This is a genomic window from Siccirubricoccus deserti (assembly GCF_014283215.1).
GTDB lineage: Bacteria > Pseudomonadota > Alphaproteobacteria > Acetobacterales > Acetobacteraceae > Siccirubricoccus > Siccirubricoccus deserti.
In genome coordinates this window covers 1-1,741 of record NZ_JACOMF010000127.1, presented here as the reverse complement: position 1 = coordinate 1,741, position 1,741 = coordinate 1, and the positions used below count along the sequence as shown (strand labels likewise).

Below are 1,741 nucleotides of genomic sequence, written 5' to 3'. Positions count from 1 at the left end.
CTCATTCACCTTCCAGGGTCGAAAGCTCTTCATCATGCCGCCGAGCGAATCACCGCCCGCCTCACATGTCGAGCCGCTTCAGCCGTTACCGGGACGCGCTCCTAGCCGAGACCCCTCTGTTCGACGGCAGTTGGCCGGACAGCCCGCACCGGGTGTTGCGCAACTCGGTCCTGGACGCTTGGGAGGCGGCCGGTTCGCCCCTACTCGCGACTTTGTCTCCGGCACACCCTTGACCATCGAAAGGACACAGAATGACACAGGCAGATCGGTCCGACGCTTTCTCTGAGTTGATGGCCATTCGCGCCATGACGGCGCCGGAGGTCGGTGAGGTCACGATCACCGGGTCCGATCCGTTCTACCGGACGCCCTTCCGTATCGGGGAAACGGCGGCCGCCGTTCTCGCCGCCACCGGCGTCGCGGCCAATGACCTCTGGGAGCTGCGCGCTGGCCGCCGCCAAGCCATCAAGGTTGCGGTGCCGGAGGCGGCGGCGACCTTGCGCGTCGTCGACTACACCATGCGGCGGGACGAGGATGGGCGGTATCGCCGCCTACAAATGTCCGAAAGCATGAGGCACATGGTTACGGTGACCCAGCCCTGGCCGACGGCGGACGGGCGCTGGTTCCTGCCGCACCTCAATCTGCCGCATCTTGAGCGCCGCGTGCTGGATGTCCTGGAATGCGAAAGTACACCGGCATCCGTCAGCGCCGCCGTTAGTCGCTGGAATGCCGACGCACTCGAAACGGCGATCGCCGACGCGCGCGCCTGCGGCGGCAAGATCCGGACCCAGGAGGAGTGGCTGGCGCACCCACAGGGCGCCTACCTCGCCACCCGGCCCGTGGTGGAGATCACCAAAGTCGCCGATGGCGATCCCGAGCCGCTTTCTCTCGGCGACCGACCCTTGTCGGGGGTGCGCGTCCTCGACCTGACCCGCATCCTGGCCGGTCCGACCGCTGGCCGGACGCTGGCAGAACACGGCGCCGATGTGTTGATGGTTGCGGCGCCCCACCTTCCGCAGGTGCCCGAATTCGTCCGCGACCTGAGCCACGGCAAGCGTAGCTGCTTCCTCGACCTCAGGCGCGCCGACGAGGCCGAGCGCCTCGCCGCGCTGGCACACGAGGCCGACGTGTTCGTCAACGGCTACCGACCGGGACGGCTAAGCAAGCGCGGCTTCGGCCTGGAGGAGCTGGTCCGGCTCCGTCCCGGCCTGATCGTCGTCTCGATCAACTGCTTCGGGTCTGGCGGCCCCTTCGCAACAAAGGCTGGATGGGAGCAGGTCGCGCAGTCGGTCACGGGGATCGCCCATACCCATGGGGAGATGACCGGTGCGGGGCGGCCGAAGCTCGCCCCGGCCCCGATGTGCGACTACCTGACCGGCTACCTCGCGGCCTTGGGCGCGATGCTGGCCCTGGGGCGCCGGGCTCGCGAAGGTGGCAGCTACCACGTGCAGGCTTCGCTTTGCCAATCCGCGATGTTCTACCAGCGCCAGGGACTGGTCAGCGGCTTCAACGATGCGCCCGAGCAGCTGACCGAGGCCGAACTCGAACCCCTGTATGTGCGCGAGGACTCCTCCTACGGCGACCTGATGACGCTTGGCCCGGTACTACGCATGTCGGAGACGACGTGCCGATGGGCGTTGCCCACCCCCAAGTTCGGTGGAGACCGACCCGAATGGTTGGCCCGGAACGCTGAACCTCGCTGATGCCACACGTCTGACCGGTAATCCCTTTGATCTCATTTTTA

Annotated in this window: 1 protein-coding gene; it reads left to right on the top strand. The window is 67.0% G+C overall.

Annotation, left to right across the window (positions count from 1 at the left end; genetic code table 11):
* Nucleotides 1-251 precede the first annotated feature (251 nt).
* Nucleotides 252-1,700, top strand: a complete 1,449-nt coding sequence (locus H7965_RS28400) for a CoA transferase (RefSeq protein WP_186773885.1) — start codon at nt 252-254, stop codon at nt 1,698-1,700.
* Nucleotides 1,701-1,741 lie beyond the last annotated feature (41 nt).

Excerpts from the sequence above, each read along its gene's own strand:
- H7965_RS28400 (WP_186773885.1), top strand. The coding sequence starts at position 252 with ATGACACAGGCAGATCGGTCCGACGCTTTCTCTGAGTTGATGGCCATT.